We start from the raw sequence: 17,946 nt of genomic DNA on the forward strand, positions 1-17,946 counted from the left end.
CGCAATCGAGCAGCGCCATTTCGGCCGCCGACAGCGAAGCACAGACCATCACCTCGTTCAGCCAGCCGAGATGGCCGATGCGGAAGACCTTGCCGGCCACCTTGTTGAGGCCGCCGCCGAGCGATGTCTGATAGGTCCGATGGGCGCGCTTGACGACGTCGGCGCTGTCGATGCCTTCGGGCACCAGGATGGCGCTCACCGTGTCGGAGTGCCATTTGCGTTGCTTGGCGCACAGCTTCAGCCCCCAGGCATCGACCGCCTTGCGCACGCCTTCGGCCAGGCGATGGTGGCGGGCGAAGATGTTGTCCAGCCCTTCCTCGGCGATGAGATCGAGCGAGGCGCGCAAGCCGCGCAGGAGCTGCGTGGCCGGCGTGTAGGGGAAGTAGCCGGTGTCGTTGGTGCGGATCATGTCCTCGAAGGCGAAGTAGCAGCGCCGGTGCGTCGCGGTCCTGGACGCGGCGAGCGCCTTCTGGCTGACCGACAGGAAGCCAAGGCCGGCTGGCAGCATGAAGCCCTTCTGCGAGCCGGAGACGGCACAGTCGACGCGCCATTCCTCCTGGCGGAAGTCGATCGAGCCGATCGACGAGACACCATCGACGAAGAGCAGCGCAGGGTGGTTCGCGGCGTCGAGCGCGGCGCGGCAGCCGGCGACGTCGCTGGTGACGCCGGTCGCGGTTTCGTTCTGGGTGCAGAAGACCGCCTTGATGCGGTGCGCCTTGTCCGCATGCAGCTTCTCGGCATAAATATCCAGCGGAACCCCGGTTCCCCATTGGCAGTCGATGACGTCGACGTCGAAGCCGAGGCGCTCGGCCATGTCGACCCATAGATGCGAGAACTGGCCGAAGCGCGACATCAGCACCCGGTCGCCGGGGCTGAGCACGTTGGTCATCGCCGCTTCCCAGGCGCCGGTGCCCGACGAGGGGTAGATGAAGACACGACCGGTCTCGTTCTTGAAGACCCGTCTGATGTCCTCGAACAGCGGCAGCGTGAGATTGGGGAAGGAGGCGGCGCGCATGTCTTCCATCGGCAGGTTCATGGCCTGCCGGACCTCTTCCGGGATGTTGGTGGGTCCTGGGATGAAAAGGTGGGTGAACCCAGCCATGAAATCCTCCTCGATAAGCGGCTGACCCGCGATTGTCATGAAAGGAGCATCGATCGATGGCCGGCTACCAACAACACCTGCCCGGATAGAAATGACCTGTTGGCCGGATAGGTTTTTGCCTACCCGGCCGGATGATGAACGCCAGGCAATCGAAACGAACCCTTGAAATCATTGCCTGGGCGCTGACAGGCCGTCTTCGCTGGAAGCCTGTTCGGCGCGAACCGAAACCATTTTTTGGCGGGCCGGACACGAGCTTGCGACTGCATACTGCAGCGCCAGGTTCGGCGGACAACGTGGCGGTCATCCAAAGGGGCTGGAGCAGGAAACGGCCAGCCAAAGTGGCGGGCTCAATCTCCGTGGCAGAGAATGCGCAGGACTTCGTCAATGCATGTCGCCCAAAAGTGCGCAGCGGTTTTGGGAAGACGACGTGCATCAAATCAAAGACTTGAAGCGCGTCGCCTGAATCCGTTTCAGTGCGTCGCGCTTGAAGCCGCGTGGCAAACACCATGCGGCTTCATGGGAGCAGGGAGCTCACCAGCTTTCGTGGCTTGGGCCGCCAGCGGACACGGCTTGCTCAGTCCGGCCAAATGCCCGGCGACGTCGGGGCGCCGTCGTCATATCGCGACAGCCATTCCACGATCTTGGGCCGATTGGTGACAAAGCCCTTGTAGGTCGCAAGCTCGGTCGGCAGGTCGCGGATGACGCGATGGAAGCGCCTGGCCCATTTCGGCACCGTCACCAGTTCGTCGAGCTTGATGAGGTAGCAGCGGATCGGAAACACCAGGGCATTCGAGCGCGGGAGACGGAAGAAGGTCTGAAGCTCGACGCGCAAATGCATCATTTGCCCCATGTTCTCGAGCGTCAGGTCTTTCTTCATCACGCCCCATTTGTGATAGTTTTCGGGGCTTGTATCCAGCAGCGGATTGACGGTCATCGTCCAGTTCAGGCGCCGCGCCGGCGAGCCTTGCTGCACGTTCAGGAGGAACTTCAGGGCGCGCTGGAAGATACCCATCTCGTGCGCCTTCGGCACCGGGGCGTGCCACTCGAAGAAGTTCATGCCGATGTCGAAATCGAGGCTCCAATCGGCCTGGGTCGTCACCATGCCGGCGTCCATCCACAGGTTGTCGTCGCGCTGGTCGAGCACCGCAAAGTCGCCCTGGGTCTGCCGCGTGATGTACTCCATCGGACCACAGGGCAACGTGGTCTCATCGAGGAAGGTGAATTTCTGTTCGATCCCCAGCGGACGGTTGATCCAGTGCCATTTGGCGCCGTCGCGGTGCAGCTCGAAAAGCTCTGGATACTCCTCCGCCTTCGAGGTCATGATCAGCTCGAGCAGGTCCCATCCGGCCAAGGTCATGTGCGGCAGCGACTGGCAGCGCAACGGATCCTCGGCCAAAACGCGGGCACGGTCGCGCATCTCCGAGACGTAGTGCTCATCGACGTCGAAGGTCCGCTCGTAGACGCTCCCCGGGCGGTATGATTTATGCGGCTCCAGATTCACCGAGTACATGTAGCTGTCCTCGGGGAACGGGAAAGGGAAGCGCTTGACCGCCTCCGGCGAGTTGCGGAAGGTGAAATCGTCGTGAAAGGTTTCTTCCTTGAAGATGATAGTCATCGCAGCGTCCTCCTCGCTATCGATCCAACACCAGCGTCTTGCCTTCGAAGCGTGATACGCAAGGCATGATCTTGGTGCCGCTGGCACATTGCGCCGGCGTCAGCCAATGGTCCTTGTGCAGGAACGTTCCCTCATACTCGAGGACGTCCGTCTCGCACTGACCGCAGGCTCCGCCGCGGCACAGATATGGCGCCTCGACGCCGGCTGCTTCGATCGCTTCGAGCAGGCTTTGGTGCTCGCCGACCTGAATCGTCTTGTTCGAGCGCGCCAGCATGACCTCGAAGGGCTTGCCTGAGGCAGGTGCAAGGAATTCTTCGTGATGCACCGCCTCGCGCGGCCATCCGAGCGCCGTCGCGGTCTTGCGCACCCAGGCGATCATACCTTTGGGGCCGCAGACATAGACATGGGTGCCGAGCGGCTGCCCGTCGAGCAATGCCGGCAGGTCGATCTGCTCGCCCCGGTCGTCGTGGTAAAGATGAACGCGCGGGCGATAGTTGGCCACAAGCTCGTCCGCGTAGGAACCAAGGGATGCGGTCCGCACGGAGTAGTGCAGTTCGAAGTTGCCGTTCATGGCGCTTAGTTGCTTGATCTGCGCCAGGAACGGCGTGATGCCGATGCCTCCGGCAAGCAACAGGTGCTTTCGCGCCCGCAAATCCAGGGCGAAGAGATTGACCGGGTTGGAGATGACCATTTCCATCCCCGGCCTCACCTGCCGGTGCATGAACAACGAACCGCCTCTTCCGTTGTCGTCGCGGCGGATCGAGATCGAATAGCCCTCCCGGTCGCCGGGATCGCTCATGATCGAGTAGGGATTGCGGCGCACGCGATCCCGGTCGTTCATCTCCACGACCGTATGCGCGCCGCCCGAGAAAGTAGGCATCAAGCCGCCATCACGGCACACGAACCTGAACCGGGTGACGAGCTCGTTGACCGGCGTGACCTCAGCCACCCTGACGGGTATTTTCGCGGCGCCTGCGCTCATCTGAACCGCTCCACCGATTCCGGAATGTTACCGGGATCTTCCGCATCGACGCGCACGCCCTGGAAGGCCGCGATGCGGCGCGAATAGTGATCGCGCACGAACAGATGCAGCCCGCAATGGGCGCATTGGAAAGGATCGTGTGTCACGTCTTCGGTGATACCCTTGCAATGCACGCACTGCACACGGCGTGCCGTCGAGCCGCGATGTTCCGTCTGGATGGCGGAATGCGGAATGCCGGCCTCCGTGGCCTCGAACATCGCCTGTCCCACCAGCCCTTCAGTTCCCGCGAGATAGACCTGCAGGCCCATATGCGCCCCGGCCAGCACCCGCCTCAGCCGTGGAAGCGCGGCCTCATAGCTTGGCCCGACATAGAGTTGGGCTGGGGCCAGTTGCTCCAACTTGGCAACGAACTTGTCCCCGGCCCTTTTGGGAATGTATATGACGTGGGCCCTAGCGAAGAAATCGGAGGGCGCAGAGGCAGCCAAATCGAGGATTGCTTCCGCCCCTTCAGCGTCGGCGACCATCAAATGCAGCCTGCCCGGCCGTATCTCCAGCACGTCATAGACGGGACGGCTTAGAATCGAGCCTTCTAACACTGACTTTAACCCTCGGCTCCGTTTTGGTTGGTTTGCGGGCTTGAATCCCGTCTGCGACCTCTCACCGCGACCTATCCCTTGGCGGTGCGACGTTTCTTTTCCGCATCAAAGAACGGCATCGAGTGGGCGACGCAGGGAATTTCGCCGGTGGAATTCTGAACGGTCATCTTCACTCCGTCGACCGCGCAATCCACCGGCATGCGGGCAATGCCGATATTGTGCTTGTTGAGACTGGAGTACATGCCCATCGTCACGACGCCGACCTTTTTGCCGTCCTTGAACAGCGGCGCGCCCTCCTCGGCCGGCGTCGTGCCTTCGAGCTTGACGCCGTAGATCTTGAAGCGCTCCTTGCCCTTCAGCCGATAATGTTCCTCGGCCCCGCGGAAGCCCACCTTGCCGGGCGAGACGGTGAAGTCGAGCCCGAGTTCCCACAACGTGTCGCCGGGACCTTCGTTCTCAAAAGGATACTTCTCCGAATTGTCGTAAGGGAAAAACAGCAGATAGCTTTCGGCCCGCAGCAGATCGAGCGTCGTGAACCGGCAGGGGATGATGCCCATGCTTGCGCCCTCCTCCAGGATCCGATCCCAGATCGCAGGAGCATCCTGACCGCGGCAGAAGATTTCGTAGCCGCGCTCGCCGGTGTAGCCAGTGCGCGAAATCGTCACCGGCAGACCGAAAAGCGAGGTGTGCATATGGCTGAAGTAGTTCAGGTTCCGGATGCCTTCCACATGCTTTTGCAGGTAGTCGACAGCGAGCGGCCCCTGCAGCGACAGGTCGTGGAGATTGTCATCGAAGCGGATGGCGACGTCGCGCCCGGTAGCCGCCATGGTAAGCTGTTCGTGGGCGCCGCCGGAGCCGTGCACGACCATCCAGCTGTTCGGTCCCATGCGGTAGATCACGCAGTCGTCGATGAACTTGCCGGCGTCGTTCAGCATGGTCGCGTATACTGAACGGCCGGGCATGATCTTCTCGGCGTTGCGGGTCGTGGCGCGGTCGATGATGTGGCTCGCCGCGGGGCCGTTCAAATGGACTTTCTTCAAACCGGAGACGTCCATAAGGCCGGCTTTGGTGCGGATCGCCAGATATTCGCGCTCCGGGTCGCCCGCATACTGCCAGGCGGTGCCCATGCCGCTCCAGTCTTCAAGCTTCGAACCTAGCGCGCGATGGCGATCGGCGAGCGTGGAAAATCTCCAGGAATTGGTCATTGCATTCCCCTTTTTTATACCAATTATTGAACCAGTTTGCGAGAACTGGTTCTTGAAATCAATACTCCCCGTTAAAATTTTTTACCTGAGAGCAAAAATGACCGATCGGACATCGCGGCAAGGAAGAACCGAAGGCCAACCGAAATGGCGAGCGAGACACTTGCGCGAAACAGACGCCGAAACGCCGAATTGGCGATCAGAATCACCCGACCGCCAGAAGGGCGCGGTCATCGGCCGTGGCTTGCGTGGCCAACCAGAACCATCGCAAATGGATGCGAACTTTCGGATGTCGAAAGGAACGTCGCAGATGTCATCGAAACATGAGGCTGCCTTGGCACTAATCGCGGACCATTCAATCACCGCCACGGTTCGTGTCGTGGTGGACACGCTGCTGGCGCGAATAAGCTCTCAGCAATACACCACTGACGAGCGACTGCCCTCGGAGCGGACATTGGCCAGTGAACTTGGCGTCGCCCGCAACACGGTTCGCGAAGCGCTGGACATACTCGAGAAGCATGGCTTCATACGCCGGCGTGCAGGGAGCGGCAGCTTCGTGAAGGGTCAGGCAGCCCCGGATGACGCGACCGGCGGTATTGCTGCCGAGACAAGCCCGCTCGACCTCCTGGTGATGCGCGGAATAATCGAACCCGACATGATGAGGCTCGCCATCATCAACATGTCGCCGCGCGCCATTGAGGGACTGAGCGAGACCTTGTCCGCCATGGAAGCGGTTCAAACCGAAGCGGCGGAGTTCGCCCGGCTCGAGGACGAATTCCACCGCCAGGTAGCCCGCGGCGCGGGAAATCCGCTGCTGACGTCATGCTACGATCTGTTGCTCCAGGCTCGCCGCCAGAGCTTCCGCGCCGCCCTCAACCGGCGGCATCTGACACCCAGGCGAATACAGGACTACCAGCGCCGCTACAACACGCTGCTCAACGCGATCATCGCCCGCGATATCGAGAGTGCGGTCGAATTCACCAAGCTGCTATTGATTGAGGAACAAAAGCTGCTTCTGCAGGAAGACTGAGCCTCGGTCAGTCCAATTCGGCAGCGATGCGCAGCTCTCCGGAGGCACTGGAATGACGCTGATCCCACATCAGCCCAAGCGCGCGCATTTCGTCGCGCAACCGGGCGCCGTGCCTCTGCAGCCAAGCCGGGACCGATCCAAAGGCTACAATACGCGCCTGGCCATTCGTAATGCGTACGACCGGCCAGTCGCCGATCAGGGCATTGTCATTCCCGAATAGCTCCGAGCCCGCCCATTGCGCCATCCCGAACGCATGTTCGCCGAGCCCGCCATGCTTCATCGCTGCGAGAACGGAGACAGGCGCTGCCGTTCCAGCTTTCTCGACCGCCGCATGCCAAAGGTCGAGCGTGGCAACGTATTCCCAGGAAACCGCGCTCCAGCTGTCCGGGAAACGCCGGTTGTATTCCGCGAAGAACTCGGCTGGACGATTGAAGAAGAAGGCCTTGTCGCGAAGCTCCGGATCGTCGAAATCCGGGAACTGGAACAGAAAGCCCTCCATGAAATCGATCGATGTCCGGTCGACAAGCCGCCGATAATAGTCGGCAGTACAAGAAATGATCTGCCCCCGGAATCCCGACCGGAAAGCAGCCTCGGTCAGCGCGTGAACCATTGGCTCATAGCTCGTGCACCAACACAAAATGTCGGGATTGCCGGCCAGCATTGCGCGCAGGATTTCGTCGGCGTTCGTGGCCTCCGGCGCGTAGCGTATCTCGCCCACCGACGCGATCCCCTCGGCCGCAAAGGCGGCGCGATAGGTAGCCAGCGAAGGCAGGCCCAGCGCATCCGTCTGGCTGCACATCGCAACGCGGCGCAGGTCGGGGCGGTTGCGTCCAAGCCATTCGACTGCCGTGACGTTGTAGAGGGGGTGGATCTCGCTGGGCGCGATCAGGTACGGCGTGTCGGGCGAAAGATCGCTCGGCAGCAGCGTCGAGGTCAGGATCTTGCGCGACATGAGATAGTTCTGGACCGGACGAAACGTGTCGCCTCCGTGCATCATCAGCAGCCCTACCCCGTGATCCTGCACGAGGCGCCGAGCCCCTACCGCTGCCCGATCGGGTTCATAGCCGCAGTCCTCGGCCAATAGTTGGACGTTGTGCCGCGTCCCGCCGATGAGCATTCCGCCAGTGCGATTGATCCAGTCCACCCAGATGCGGCAGCCGTTCAGTCCCGGCAGCCCCCAAGAGCTGACAGGCCCGCTGAGCGGCCCGAGAAAGCCTACTTTGACTACTCGTTGTGCGCCGACGCCCAGCCGTTTGACCTGGGCGTTCACTGCAAGTCGTTGCACTAGGCTGGCGGCGTTCATGGGCGCTCCTCACCGACCGTTCATAGACCGAGGCCAATTCCGGTGCAAATTCATTTTCCTTCCATGAATATTAGTTGACAAGTTTGCCGTTTCGATCATAACTGGTTTGAACCAAAAGAACCAATCCAACAAAAACCGGTTCAGACCAATGGGAGAATCATGATGAAGAAACGGATTGCCGTCATCGGTGCCGGCCCGTCCGGCTTGGCTCAGTTGCGCGCCTTTGCGTCCGCGGCGCAGAAAGGTGCCGAGATTCCCGAAATCGTCTGCTTCGAAAAGCAGAGGAATTGGGGAGGGTTGTGGAACTACACCTGGCGCACGGGCCTGGACGAATTTGGCGAGCCGGTGCATGGCTCGATGTATCGCTATCTCTGGTCCAACGGCCCGAAGGAGGGCCTCGAGTTCGCCGACTACTCCTTCGAGGAGCACTTCGGCAAGCAGATTGCCTCCTATCCGCCCCGGGCCGTGTTGTTTGACTACATCGAAGGGCGCGTGACGAAGGCTGGCGTCCGCCCGTGGATCCGTTTTTCTACGGTTGTCAGGTATGTGACCTGGAGCGCTGAGACCCGCAAGTTCACCGTGCGTGTGCACGATCTTCCCAATAACCGATCCTACTCGGAAGAGTTCGACCACGTGATCGTCGCGTCGGGGCATTTCTCGACTCCGAACGTGCCGGAATTCCCCGGATTCGAGACATTCAATGGCCGTATCCTCCATGCTCACGACTTCCGCGATGCACGAGAATTTGTCGGTCAGGACATACTAATCATCGGAACCAGCTACTCCGCCGAGGATATCGGTTCCCAGTGCTGGAAGTACGGTTGCAAGTCCGTCACGGTCAGCCACCGGACGGAGGCCATGGGCTTCAAATGGCCGGCCAACTGGAAAGAGGTGCCCCTGCTGACCAAGGTCGAAGGTAACGTCGCAACCTTCAAGGATGGCTCGACGGCGACCGTCAACGCGATCATCCTGTGTACCGGCTACAAGCACCATTTCCCGTTCATGTCGGACGAATTGCGGCTGCGCACCGCGAACAGGTTGGCCACGGCTGACCTCTACAAGGGTGTCGTCTACGTCCACAATCCGACGCTGTTTTATCTCGGCATGCAGGACCAGTGGTATACCTTCAATATGTTCGATGCGCAGGCCTGGTGGGCGCGCGACGTTATCCTCGGCAGGATCAAGCTGCCTGCATCCAAGGACGAGCTGATTGCCGACGTCGAGAAGCGGGTGGCGGCCGAGGATGCGGGAGAGGACAGCTATGACGCGATCCGCTACCAGGGCAGCTATATCAAGGAGCTGATCGCCGAGACCGACTATCCAAGCTTTGATGTCGACGGTGCCGACGAAGCTTTCTTCCAATGGAAGAAGCATAAGGCCAAGGACATCATGGGCTTCCGCAACAACAGCTACAAATCGGTCATGACCGGTACCATGGCGCCGCAGCATCACACGCCGTGGAAAGACGCGCTGGACGACACAATGCAGAGTTATCTGCGCAACTGAGCTTCGTTGCCCAGCGACTTTTCCAGAAGCCCTGCGGACCGTTCACTTCCCCTTGCCGCGTTGGGAGCAGTTCCGGGCAGATGACGAGACGGGCCCTGGTCAGCACACGCTGAGTAGGGCAAAAATAAGGAGGAGCCGGGATGCTGACTACACAGACCGCACATAGGTCGTTCAGTTTCTACCTCTTGCCTGGCTTCTCGCTTCAGGCGTTCTCTTGCGCGGTCGAAGTGCTGCGGTTAGCCAACGAAGCAATCGGGAAAACCGTCTACAGCTGGCAAGTCATATCTGAAGACGGGCAACCCGTGATGTCGAGTTGCCGAATGACCGTCGGCATCGACTCCACGTTGAGAGCTGAACGCGAGAGAACCCAAAAGTCAAACTCAACGTCAGCCGCGGTGATTTGCGGCGGCAGCGGCATCCCCCGCCCAAATAGGCAGCTCGATGCCTGGCTAAGGGAATGCCGCATGCGCCGTATTCCCCTCGTTTGCATCGGCAGTGGCACCGTCGTTGTCGCGCGGGCTGGATTGGCGGACGGGCGTCGGTGCGCCGTTCACTGGGAGCAGCTTCCTTTATTTTGCGAGCAGTTTCCGGGGATAGAGTCCACCCAGACGGCCTTTGAACATGATGGAGATCTGCATACCTGTTCGGGTGGGGATGCACCTTTCGACATGTTCCTGAACTTGGTGGAACGCGACCATGGCTCAGTCGTCGTCAACCGCGTCTGCGAAAAAGCAATCGCGTACCGAATGCGTTCAGCCGGGGAGCGACAGCGCCTGCCCCTCCATTCTCGTGTCAAGCTCAACCACAAGGCAGTGATGAAGGTCATTGGCCTGATGGAGGAAAGCTTGGACGATCCTATGCCGGTCGACGATCTTGTCGCGTTAAGCGGAATATCGCGCCGGCAGATCGAAAGGCTTTTCGACAGAGAGTTGGGGCGCTCACCGAACCGATACTACATGGAGCTGCGTCTGGAACGCGCGCAGCTGCTTCTTGTGAGCACCAACTTGCCAGTCGTGGAAGTTGCGGTGGCTTGCGGTTTTATCTCGCCGTCGCACTTTTCCAAAGTCTATCGCGAAGCCTACGGATGCGCTCCGCATCAGACACGACTGTCCGCCCGAGAGGACGGGCACGCCGACCTGATGGACCCGGCGCTGCTGGGCCTGAACTGCACAGATGTATCCCAACACAGGTTGTCGATGACCGCGTAGCCGACGAAGCAGCTGAGCCCCAGCTCAGCGAGGAGGAAACGATGCTAAACACGATCTACCCTCCCGTCCGCGGTGGACCGCCGCAGGCGAGCCGCATCATCCGTCCCGCAGGATTGACCTTACCGGCCGGCACCGAGCGTTACATCGTCAGCGGCGCCGGAGCGATGTTGATCGACATTGCGGCAGGCGACAGCATCACCGTAACGAATGATGAGGGCGGCCAAATCTGCGAGGTGGTCGTGGCCGACGCGTCGGGCCGCATTGACGCCGGCATGGTCGGCCATGGTCCGAACTCGGATGCTGCGGGTTTGAAGGCGCTGCTAGTCAGTCAGGACCGCAGCCTGCAACGGCTGCGCACGGCGCTGGAGATCCGTGGTATCGACCTCGCTGCGGCGGGCGGGATTCGCTTCTTCGAAGCGACAACGCCACCGAAGACCCAAGTCGAGTTGACCGTCCAGCGCGGCGGCTGGCTCGTCATCGCCGCGCCGGGAACCGACATGGCGCCGGACGACCAGAAGACTGCAACGCCCCTGAGCGTCCTCGTGCGGCGCGCGACGGTTCGCTTGCGTGAGACCTCCCGGGATTTGCCAGATCCGCTTGCCGATCCGGTTCTCGAGCTTCGCGTGCACTCATCGACGGCGGAGGCCTATTTCGTCAAAGCCGGGGACTACATTCAGATCATCGATGTCGACGGACGCCAGTGCACCGATTTCCAATGCTTCTCGGCACGCAAATTGGACAGCGGAAATGAGCATGCGCTCGACGTCACCGCCACGCGCAGCGCGATGGGGCATGCCTATCCGCTGCCTGGCCTGCATTCGAAGTACTACGATCAGGACTTCCTGCCGCTGGTCGAGGTCGTGCAGGACACTTGCGGTCGCCACGACGCCTTCTCGCTGGCGTGCTATGCAAAATATTACGACGATATCGGCTATCCCGGCCATATCAACTGCACGGAAAACTTCAACAAGGCGCTCGGCTCATACGGCGTCGGTCCGCGCGGCGGCTGGATGGCGGCCAACTTCTTCTTCAACACCGGGGTCGACGTGCATGGCGTTATGTATGCCGACGAGCCGTGGTCGCGGCCGGGCGACTACGTGCTCTTGCGGGCGCTGACCGACCTCGTATGCGTCAACTCCGCCTGCCCTGACGACACGACGGCGGCCAATGGCTGGAATCCGACCGACATCCATGTGCGCACCTATTCAGGGGCGGAGAAATTCCAACGCGCCGTGGCGATCCGCGCCACTCCCGATTCGGAGCCGAAGATGACCAAGGAAACCGGGTTTCACGACCGCCTGTCCAAGCTGACCCGCAACTTCGTGGAATATCGCGGCTACTGGCTGGCCAACCGCTACGCAGAAGCCGGGCCGATCGAGGAGTACTGGGCTTGCCGACAGAAGTCGGTGCTGATGGACCTTTCTGCCCTGCGCAAGTTCGAGGTGACGGGGCCGGATTCGGAAGCGCTGCTCCAGTACACGCTGACGCGTGACGTGAAGAAGCTGGCGGTCGGCCAGATCGTTTATACCGCCATGTGCTACGAGCATGGCGGAATGATTGACGACGGCACGTTGTTCCGCCTCGGTCAGGACAATTTCCGATGGGTCGGCGGCGACGAGTATTCGGGCATATGGCTGCGCGAACAGGCGGAAAAGCTCGGCCTCAACGTCCTGGTCCGTAGTTCCACCGACCAACTGCACAACATTGCCGTGCAAGGGCCGGAAAGCCGCGAGCTGCTGAAGAAGGTGATCTGGACGCCGCCGCATCAGCCGTCGATCGCCGAACTCGGCTGGTTCCGTTTCACCGTTGGCCGCATCGGTGATGACCAGGGCCTACCTGTCGTGCTGTCGCGGACCGGCTACACGGGCGAGCTGGGCTACGAGGTCTGGTGCCACCCCAGGCACGCGGGCGAGGTCTTCGACGCGATCTGGGCCGAGGGGCCGGCACACGGATTGACGCCAATGGGCCTGTCCGCCCTCGATATGGTTCGGATCGAGGCCGGATTGATCTTCGCCGGCTATGACTTCTCTGATCAGACCGACCCATTCGAGGCGGGCATCGGCTTCACCGTGCCGCTCAAGTCCAAGGCCGACGATTTCATCGGGCGCGACGCGCTGATCCGGCGCAAGGAGCATCCATCGCGCAAGATGGTCGGGCTTGACATCGAAGGGGCCGTCGCGGTCGGCCATGGCGACTGCATCCATCTTGGGCGCGCGCAGATCGGCGAGGTCACATCGTCGATGCGTTCGCCGATCCTCGGCAAGAACATTGCGTTGGCGCGCATCGACGTGGCCCATGCCGATGTCGGCACGCAGGTCGAGATCGGCAAGCTCGACGGGCACCAGAAGCGGCTGCCGGCCACGATCGTCCCGCTATCGCACTATGATCCCAAGAAAACCCGTCCACAGTCCTGACGCATATGGAACCAGTAGCAGCCAAGGAAACTCTTCTTGCGCAGATCGGCGGCGAAACGGCTTTGCGCGGTCTGGTCGACTGCTTCTACGACCTGATCGAGACCGATCCTCGCGGAGAGGCGTTGCTGCGACTGCATTTTCGCGGACACGGCGTCAATCATGCCCGCGAGGAACAGTTCAACTTTCTGTGCGGCTTTCTCGGCGGGCGTCGTCACTATCTGGAAAAGCACGGGCACATGGACGTCCGTCTCATGCACGCGCATGTGCCGATCTCGGCGGGCGACGCCGAGGACTGGCTGGCTCTCATGGATCGAGCCATCACCGAAATGCGGCTTTCAGGCCCGCAGGTAGACAAGATGCGCCTGGCATTCCGCCGTGTCGCACTGACGCTGGTCAACGATCTAGGGGAATGGGGGGTGGGAAGCGCCTGACGATACGGAGGATCGTCAACAGCCTTTATTGAAATGAAAAAAACAAGCCTGGTAGGAAACAGAATAACCGGCAAAGGGAAGCCGGATCGCAGGAACACTCAACCTCTAACAATGGGAAAAAAGGCCATGAGCGCTTTATCTGACACTTACGCGGTGGAAGCCGCGGGGCAGTTGCATAGGAGCATTGACTGGCGAGGCGCCTTCTGGGTGGCAAGCGGCGTCCCCGCCCTCGTTCTGTTTTCGATCGGCGGCATTGCTGGAACGACTGGCAAGCTGGCCTTCCTGATCTGGACCGTGTCCATGATCATGGGCTTCCTGCAGTCGTTCACGTACGCCGAAATCGCCGGTCTGTTTCCCAACAAGTCCGGCGGCGCCTCGGTCTATGGTGCGACCGCCTGGCTGCGTTATTCGAAGTTCATCGCGCCATTGTCGGTGTGGTGCAACTGGTTCGCCTGGTCGCCGGTGCTGTCGCTCGGCTGCTCCATCGCCGCCGCCTACATCCTCAATGCGCTGGCGCCGGTTCCGGTCTTCACCGAGAGCTCTCCGCAGGTGATTGCCTACATCGGGACGCATGCCGGGACGAGCGCGGCCGACGCCATCGCGGCGGTGACGGCTGCCGCAACGCCTGCGATCCGCAGCTGGTCGCTCTTCAGCCACACGCTTGGGCCCGTCAGCTTCTCATTGAACGCGACCTTCTTCATCGGCGCCGTGCTGATGCTGATCATCTTCGCCATCCAGCACCGCGGCATCCTGGGCACCGCCAGTGTGCAGAAGTATATCGGCCTGCTCGTCATCATCCCGATGCTGATCGTCGGTGTCGTGCCGATCTTCACCGGCCAGATCGACTGGGCGAACTTCTCGCCGCTGGTCCCGCTGGCCGCCGCCTATGCGCCTGATCCCGGCACCTGGAACATCGCCGGCTGGACGCTGGCGCTCGGCGGCATGTTCATCGCCGCCTGGTCGACCTACGGCTTCGAGACCGCCGTCTGCTACACGTCGGAGTTCAAGAACCCCGGCACAGACACCTTCAAGGCGATCTTCTATTCCGGCCTGCTCTGTATGCTTCTGTTCATCCTGGTTCCGTTCACCTTCCAGGGCGTGTTGGGCTTGAACGGCATGCTGGCGACGCCAATCGTCGATGGCTCGGGCGTCGCTGATGCGTTGGCCAGCATGGTCGGCGGCGGTAACCTGATTCACAGCCTGCTGGTGATGCTGATGATCCTGGCGCTGGTGCTCTGCATCATGACAGCGATGGCCGGCTCCTCGCGCACGCTCTACCAGGGCTCCGTCGACGGTTGGCTGCCGCGCTATCTGAGCCACGTCAACGAGCACGGCGCGCCGACGCGGGCGATGTGGACCGACCTTTGCTTCAACCTTATCGTGCTGGCCATCGCCTCGGCCGACGCGACGAGCTTCTTCTTCATCCTCGCGGTGTCCAACTGCGGCTACATCATCTTCAACTTCCTCAACCTCAACGCCGGCTGGATCCACCGCATCGACAACGGCCATATCGAGCGGCCCTGGAAGGCGCCGACCTGGCTGCTGGGGATCGGGGCGATCTTCGCCTATGTCAACGCCATCTTCATGGGTGCCGGCGCCAAGGTCTGGAATCCGATGGCGCTGTGGGCCGGCCTGATCACCGCGGCACTGATCCTCCCGGTATTCTGCTTCCGGCACTACATTCAGGACGGCGGCAAGTTCCCCGATCACATGCTGGACGATCTCGGCATGAAATCCACCGATCTCAGAGCCAAGAAAGCCGGACTCCTGCCTTACGCGACGCTGGCGGCCGGCCTTATCGTGGTGCTGATCGCCGACCGGATCTTCGTACTGTGATCGGCGAGAGCCTGATCATCTTTGAACCGGGGAACGTTCCCTCCTCCCGGCCGCGTTGAACCGCGGTTGCTTAGTCACCGCCTGCAAGGGCCAGGCGGTGACTTCCTTTTTGATCCGTGAAAGGCCTGGCGTAGCTGCCGCCAACTGATCGAGGCAGACGAGGCGAAAACTTCTTTTTCTTCATATGAATTTTTCTTTCCTTATAGTTGACTTTCAGCCCGAATAATTGCAGGGTTTTGCAACTTGATTTTCGACGTTCGACGGCAAAGCGATGCCGTATTTCATTCTCAAGAGGGAGAGAGGCGATGGCTGAAGTGATCGATGGCAAGGCTGTTGCCGCCGATGTGATCGCAAAGGTCACCAGCGCGAGCAACGACCTGGCTGTTTCGAAGGATGTAACGCCCGGTCTTGCGGTCATCATCGTCGGGGAGGATCCGGCAAGCCAGGTCTATGTGGCTGCGAAGTCGCGTACGGCGAAGGAATGCGGCTTCAATTCGTTGCAACATACGCTACCCGCGGACACCAGCGAAGCCTACCTGATCGATCTTATCGATATCTTGAATCGTGATCGTACGATCCATGGCATTCTGGTGCAGTTGCCGCTTCCGGATCACATCGATGCGGGCAAGGTCATCCAGGCGATTGCGCCGGAGAAAGACGTCGACGGCTTCCACTTTGTCAATGTCGGGAAGCTTGGCACCGGTGAGCTCGAGACGGCTTTCGTACCCTGCACACCGGCCGGCTCGATGCTGCTGATCGAGCGCGTGCATGGCAAGGATCTTTCCGGTCTCAATGCAGTCGTCGTCGGCCGCTCCAACATCGTTGGCAAGCCGATGGCCAACCTTCTGCTTGCCGCGAACGCCACCGTTACCGTTGCTCATAGCCGGACGAAGAATCTGCCCGAGCTTTGTCGTGGCGCCGACATCCTCGTGGCGGCGGTGGGCCGGCCGGAAATGATCAGGGGTGAGTGGGTGAAGCCAGGCACCACTGTGATCGACGTGGGCATCAACCGCGTCACCGCGCCGGAGAAGGGCAATGGCAAGAACCGCCTGGTCGGCGACGTCGCCTACGCTGAGGCGGCGGACCGTGCCGGCGCGATCACGCCCGTGCCCGGCGGCGTCGGGCCAATGACGATCGCGCTTCTGATGGCCAACACGCTGACCTCAGCCTACCTCGCCAGCAACCTGCCGAGGCCACAGTTCTAGAAACAGCATACATTCCCCGCAACCCGATCTCGAGGCAAAGACCCATGGCCGAATTCAAAACCGACATTGAAATAGCTCGCGCTGCCAAGAAAAAACCGATCCAGGAGATTGGCGCCAAGATCGGTATCCCATACGAGCACCTTTTGCCTTACGGCCACGACAAGGCGAAGGTCTCGGCCGAGTTCATCAAATCGGTGAAGGGCAACAAGGACGGCAAACTGATCCTCGTCACCGCGATCAACCCGACGCCCGCCGGCGAAGGCAAGACGACCACCACGGTCGGGCTCGGCGACGGCCTGAACCGCATCGGCAAGAAGGCGATCGTGTGCATCCGCGAGGCCTCGCTCGGCCCGAATTTCGGCATGAAGGGCGGTGCGGCCGGCGGCGGCCTCGCCCAGGTGGTGCCGATGGACGACATGAACCTCCACTTCACCGGCGACTTCCACGCCATCACCACCGCCCATAACTTGCTTTCGGCGCTGATCGACAACCACATCTACTGGGGCAACGAGCTCGGCATCGACATCCGCCGCGTGGCCTGGCGCCGCGTCATGGACATGAACGACCGGGCGCTGCGCGACATCATCTGCTCGCTGGGCGGCGTCGCCAACGGCTTCCCGCGCGAGGCCGGCTTCGACATCACCGTCGCCTCGGAAGTGATGGCGATCCTGTGCCTCGCCACCGATCTCAAGGACCTCGAGAAGCGCCTCGGCGACATCATCGTCGCCTACCGCCGCGACAAGTCGCCGGTCTATGCCCGCGACCTCAAGGCCGACGGCGCCATGGCGGTGCTCTTGAAGGATGCCATCCAGCCCAACCTGGTGCAGACGCTGGAGAACAACCCGGCCTTCGTGCATGGCGGCCCGTTCGCCAACATCGCGCATGGCTGCAACTCGGTCGTCGCCACCACGACGGCGCTGAAGCTCGCCGACTACGTCGTCACCGAAGCCGGCTTCGGCGCCGATCTCGGCGCTGAGAAATTCTTCGACATCAAGTGCCGCAAGGCGGGCTTGAAGCCGGCGGCGGCCGTCATCGTCGCCACCGTGCGCGCCATGAAGATGAATGGCGGCGTCAAGAAGGAAGACCTCGGCAAGGAGAACATCGAGGCGGTCAAGAAGGGCTGCCTCAATCTCGGCCGCCACATCGAGAACGTGCACCAGTTCGGCGTGCCGGTGGTGGTGGCGATCAACCACTTCACCACCGACACCGAGGCCGAGATCAGGGCACTGAAGGATTTCGTCGCCTCGATGGGGGCGGATGCGATCCTGTGCAAGCACTGGGCGCAAGGCTCCGCGGGCATCGAGGATCTGGCCCACAGAGTGGTCAAGCTTGCCGAGTCCGGTGCCTCGCAGTTCTCGCCGCTCTATCCCGACGAGATGCCGCTGTTCGAGAAGGTCAACACCATCGTCAAGCGTATCTACCGCGGCGACGAGGCGATCGCCGACAAGTCGATCCGCGACCAGCTGCATGCCTGGGAGCAGGCCGGCTACGGCAACCTGCCGGTCTGCATGGCCAA

General features: G+C 61.3%; 15 protein-coding genes. 8 read left to right on the top strand and 7 right to left on the bottom strand.

Going from position 1 to position 17,946, the window contains the following annotated elements; genetic code table 11:
- From ABID26_RS36510 to ABID26_RS36530, 5 genes are all read right to left on the bottom strand, one after another.
- Positions 1-1,102 (bottom strand): aminotransferase class V-fold PLP-dependent enzyme (locus ABID26_RS36510; RefSeq protein ID WP_354418331.1); only part of this gene is annotated, 1,102 nt, incomplete at its 3' end.
- A gap of 574 nt (positions 1,103-1,676) precedes the next feature.
- Positions 1,677-2,717, bottom strand: a complete 1,041-nt coding sequence (locus tag ABID26_RS36515) for a heme-dependent oxidative N-demethylase family protein (protein WP_126101793.1) — start codon at positions 2,715-2,717, stop codon at positions 1,677-1,679.
- A gap of 16 nt (positions 2,718-2,733) precedes the next feature.
- A complete protein-coding gene (locus ABID26_RS36520) occupies positions 2,734-3,699 on the bottom strand; it encodes a PDR/VanB family oxidoreductase (RefSeq protein WP_292373662.1) in 966 nt (321 codons plus the stop codon).
- Positions 3,696-4,295, bottom strand: a complete 600-nt coding sequence (locus tag ABID26_RS36525; protein WP_128165787.1) for a dimethylamine monooxygenase subunit DmmA family protein — start codon at positions 4,293-4,295, stop codon at positions 3,696-3,698. The genes ABID26_RS36520 and ABID26_RS36525 overlap by 4 nt, the downstream gene beginning before the upstream one ends.
- A 71-nt stretch (positions 4,296-4,366) precedes the next feature.
- A complete protein-coding gene (locus ABID26_RS36530; protein ID WP_128165786.1) occupies positions 4,367-5,500 on the bottom strand; it encodes an aminomethyltransferase family protein in 1,134 nt (377 codons plus the stop codon).
- Between the two features lie 52 nt (positions 5,501-5,552).
- Here ABID26_RS36530 and ABID26_RS36535 point away from each other — a divergent pair, with 52 nt between their 5' ends.
- A complete protein-coding gene (locus ABID26_RS36535; protein WP_292303014.1) occupies positions 5,553-6,527 on the top strand; it encodes a FadR/GntR family transcriptional regulator in 975 nt (324 codons plus the stop codon).
- 7 nt (positions 6,528-6,534) lie between these two features.
- On the opposite strand, the gene ABID26_RS36540 is transcribed toward ABID26_RS36535, so the two are convergent.
- On the bottom strand, positions 6,535-7,830 hold the full coding sequence (locus tag ABID26_RS36540) for an ABC transporter substrate-binding protein (RefSeq protein ID WP_126101797.1): 1,296 nt from the start codon (positions 7,828-7,830) through the stop codon (positions 6,535-6,537).
- 162 nt (positions 7,831-7,992) lie between these two features.
- Here ABID26_RS36540 and ABID26_RS36545 point away from each other — a divergent pair, with 162 nt between their 5' ends.
- From ABID26_RS36545 to ABID26_RS36565, 5 genes are all read left to right on the top strand, one after another.
- A complete protein-coding gene (locus ABID26_RS36545) occupies positions 7,993-9,336 on the top strand; it encodes an NAD(P)-binding domain-containing protein (protein ID WP_292373660.1) in 1,344 nt (447 codons plus the stop codon).
- 140 nt (positions 9,337-9,476) lie between these two features.
- The gene (locus tag ABID26_RS36550) at positions 9,477-10,544 is read left to right on the top strand and encodes a GlxA family transcriptional regulator (RefSeq protein WP_292341426.1); all 1,068 of its coding nucleotides are present in this window, start codon (positions 9,477-9,479) and stop codon (positions 10,542-10,544) included.
- Between the two features lie 41 nt (positions 10,545-10,585).
- Positions 10,586-12,958 (top strand): aminomethyltransferase family protein, encoded by a 2,373-nt coding sequence (locus tag ABID26_RS36555; protein ID WP_292373658.1) that lies wholly within the window; start codon positions 10,586-10,588, stop codon positions 12,956-12,958.
- Between the two features lie 5 nt (positions 12,959-12,963).
- Complete coding sequence (locus ABID26_RS36560) at positions 12,964-13,389, top strand: group II truncated hemoglobin (protein WP_292303013.1); 426 nt, start codon at positions 12,964-12,966, stop codon at positions 13,387-13,389.
- A gap of 126 nt (positions 13,390-13,515) precedes the next feature.
- On the top strand, positions 13,516-15,225 hold the full coding sequence (locus ABID26_RS36565; RefSeq protein WP_126101802.1) for an APC family permease: 1,710 nt from the start codon (positions 13,516-13,518) through the stop codon (positions 15,223-15,225).
- Between the two features lie 70 nt (positions 15,226-15,295).
- On the opposite strand, the gene ABID26_RS36570 is transcribed toward ABID26_RS36565, so the two are convergent.
- Positions 15,296-15,553: a hypothetical protein gene (locus ABID26_RS36570; RefSeq protein ID WP_292341424.1), complete on the bottom strand. Its 258-nt coding sequence runs from the start codon at positions 15,551-15,553 to the stop codon at positions 15,296-15,298.
- On the opposite strand from ABID26_RS36570, the gene folD reads away from it, so the two are divergent.
- Together folD and ABID26_RS36580 are read left to right on the top strand one after the other, a co-directional pair.
- Positions 15,531-16,430, top strand: coding sequence for a bifunctional methylenetetrahydrofolate dehydrogenase/methenyltetrahydrofolate cyclohydrolase FolD (folD, locus tag ABID26_RS36575; protein ID WP_126101803.1), 900 nt, complete (start codon positions 15,531-15,533; stop codon positions 16,428-16,430). The two genes, ABID26_RS36570 and folD, sit on opposite strands and share 23 nt — an antisense overlap.
- 44 nt (positions 16,431-16,474) lie before the next feature.
- A partial coding sequence (locus tag ABID26_RS36580) for a formate--tetrahydrofolate ligase (protein ID WP_354418336.1) occupies positions 16,475-17,946 on the top strand: 1,472 nt, incomplete at its 3' end.

The sequence above is a fragment of the Mesorhizobium shonense genome (assembly GCF_040545255.1).
Classification (GTDB): Bacteria; Pseudomonadota; Alphaproteobacteria; order Rhizobiales; family Rhizobiaceae; genus Mesorhizobium; species Mesorhizobium shonense.